2 protein-coding genes are annotated in these 2,366 nt (G+C 63.2%); both read right to left on the bottom strand.

Annotated features, from left to right (window positions below):
* Positions 1–132: 132 nt before the first annotated feature.
* Positions 133–888: an IS21-like element ISPve1 family helper ATPase IstB gene (istB, locus tag C9E82_RS23740; RefSeq protein WP_119901222.1), complete on the bottom strand. Its 756-nt coding sequence runs from the start codon at positions 886–888 to the stop codon at positions 133–135.
* The coding region (istA, locus tag C9E82_RS23745; RefSeq protein WP_425325182.1) for an IS21 family transposase at positions 885–2,366 on the bottom strand (1,482 nt) is incomplete at its 5' end. The genes istB and istA, both read right to left, overlap by 4 nt.

Genomic DNA, 2,366 nt, shown 5'->3' on the forward strand with positions numbered 1-2,366 from the left:
TGTCAACGGCGGCGTAAAAACCTGCCACGGGGCGGCGTAAAAGTCGGCCACCCTTGCGCGCGGCTGAGACCTCCGTGAGGGCGTAGCCCGAGCGGGGGTCTCAGCCGCGCGTTGCGATTTTCGAGGGGGGTGTCAGTCGGCCTTTCTGGCGCGACTGTTGGCGAGACGGTAGCTTTCGCCGTTCATCTCGAGGATGTTGACGTGGTGGGTCAGCCGGTCGAGCAGCGCGCCGGTCAGACGCTCGGAGCCGAATGTCTCGGTCCATTCGTCGAAGGGTAGGTTGCTGGTGATCAGGATCGATCCGCGCTCGTAGCGTTGCGAGATCAGTTCGAACAGCAACTCAGCGCCGGTCTTCGACAGCGGCACGAAGCCGAGTTCATCGATGATGAGGAGTTTGTATCCCGCCATCTGCTTCTGGAAGCGCAGCAGGCGGCGCTCATCGCGGGCCTCCATCATTTCGCTGACCAGAGCCGCGGCGGTGGTGAAGCCGACGGACAGGCCTTTCTGGCAGGCGGCCAAACCAAGGCCGAGGGAGATGTGCGTCTTGCCCGTGCCACTGGGGCCGAGAGCGATAATGTTCTCCCGCCGCTCGATCCATTCGCACCGGGCCAGTTCCAGCACCTGCATCTTGTTGAGCTTCGGGATGGCCGCGAAGTCGAAGCTGTCCAGGCTTTTGACGGCCGGGAACTTCGCGGCTTTGATCCGACGTTCGACCATCCGCCGTTCCCGGTCGATCAATTCCAATTCGACCAGCCGGGCGAGATACCGGACATGATCCACGCCTTCCGCCGCGCATTGGCGGGCCAGTTTCTGATGCTCGCGCAGGAAGGTGGGCAGCTTCAGCGCCTTGAGGTGATGGGCGAGCAGGATTTCCGGGGCATCGCTCATGCCGCGCCCTCCGCATTGCCAGACAGCAGCTGCATGTAGGAGCGGGCCTCGGTCTTCTCGACCCTGGCCTTGGGCAGGTAGGGATAGCAGTCGAGATCCAGCCGGGGTGGTCGGCGCTCCACCCGGCACAGCAGCAGATGCTTCACCGCATCGAAGCTGATCGCACCCATCTGCAGCGCTTGCGTCACGGCCGCATGCAGATCGACCAGATCGAAGGTTTCCAGAAGCCGCAGGACCTGGACATATTCGCGTCGGCCGTGCCGGTTCATCCGTGCCTCCATCAGCCGGCGCAAGGTGGCGAATTCCTCCGGCAGATCCCAGCCCTGCAACGGCGCGGCCTGGTCCAATGCGTTGATCTTCTGCTCGATCAGCGGCAGGTAGTGGATCGGGTCGAAGACGATCTCGTCGCGATCCCAGCACCGGGGATGGCGGGCGATCACTTCACCCCGGCAACCGATGACGACCTCATGGATATAGGCCCGGATCGAGACGTCCTGATGGCCGTAAGCGACCGGCACCGAGTAGTCGTTGGTCTTGTAGCGCACCAGAGATTGCGACGAGACGCGCCCGGTCGCCTGATCGCAGGCATCAAACGGTGCCGCCGGGAGCGGGCGCATCGCGGCGAGGTCGCGCTGCAATCTCTCGCCGATCGTTTCGCTTTCGCCGCGCAGGACATCGAGCTGGCGCCGCTCGCATTGCTCCTCCAGCCAGAGGTTGAACGCGTCCCAGGTCGCGAATTCCGGCATCGGCACCATGAAGTTGCGACGACAATAGCCCACCAAGCCTTCGACATTGCCTTTGTCGTTACCCTTGCCCGGGCGGCCATACCGATCCCGGATCAGGTAATGCGACAGGAAACCGCTGAACAGCGAAGCACGCTTGCGGGTGCCGTCTGGCAGGATCTTCGCCACCAGACAGCGGTCGTTGTCATAGACGATCGACTGAGGAACCGCCTCGAAGAAGGAGTAGGCGTGGATGTGACCGTCAACCCAGGCTTCGGCCACCGCCGCAGGATAGGCCCGCACATAGCACGCATCGCTGTGCGGCAGGTCCAGCACGAAGAAATGCGCCTTCTGTTCGACACCGCCGATCCGAACCATCGCCTCGCCGAAGTCGGCCTGCGCATGGCCCGGGGGATGCGACAGCGGCACGAACACTTCCTGCCCACGCCGCTCACGTTCCCGGATATAATCCTTGATGATCGTGTAGCCCCCGGTGAACCCGCATTCTTCGCGCAGACGGTCAAACACCCGCTTCGCTGTATGCCGCTGCTTGCGCGGCATCAACCGGTCCACCTCCAGCCATTCTTCGATGATCGGGATGAACGGATCAAGCTTCGGGCGCTTGACCGCGGCCGTCCGCCGGTAGCCCGGAGGAACCGAGAACATCATCATCTTCGCGACCGTGTCGCGCGATATGTTGAATTCCTTCGCCGCCTGACGCTGGCTCATGCCCGTCGCACAGGCCTGACGAACCCT

Origin of the sequence: Paracoccus sigandri, from assembly GCF_003709565.1 — a bacterium.
In the GTDB taxonomy this organism is placed as follows: domain Bacteria; phylum Pseudomonadota; class Alphaproteobacteria; order Rhodobacterales; family Rhodobacteraceae; genus Paracoccus; species Paracoccus siganidrum.